This is a genomic window from Enterobacter sp. 120016, assembly GCF_018383635.1.
In the GTDB taxonomy this organism is placed as follows: Bacteria; Pseudomonadota; Gammaproteobacteria; order Enterobacterales; family Enterobacteriaceae; genus Enterobacter; species Enterobacter asburiae_D.
This window is the reverse complement of record NZ_JAHAWC010000058.1, coordinates 1-277: the sequence shown is the minus strand read 5'-3', so window position 1 is coordinate 277 and position 277 is coordinate 1. Positions and strand designations below refer to the sequence as shown.

At 63.9% G+C, this 277-nt stretch carries 1 protein-coding gene; it reads right to left on the bottom strand.

Annotated elements, in window-relative coordinates; genetic code table 11:
• Window positions 1-277 (bottom strand): hypothetical protein (locus tag KIF87_RS23105; RefSeq protein ID WP_213330863.1); only part of this gene is annotated, 277 nt, incomplete at both ends.

Genomic DNA, 277 nt, shown 5'->3' with positions numbered 1-277 from the left:
GCTCCGTCAGCAGCTGGCCGTCACCGTTCCACGTCCATCTGCGCTCGCTGCCGTCCTCATGGATAATGCACTCCGGATTGCCCGCGTCGTCCCGGCGGATCTGCTCCCCTTTTCCGGTCTCAGGGTTGCCCTGCCAGACGGGCCGGCACAGCAGGTCGTAGCGAAAGGCGGTGACTTTTCCTGTGCGGTCTTTCTGACGTATCACCAGGCCCGCGGCGTTAACCTGACGGGTTTCATTACTTCCGTCCGCCCATTCCGTTGCGACCCGCGCGCCTTC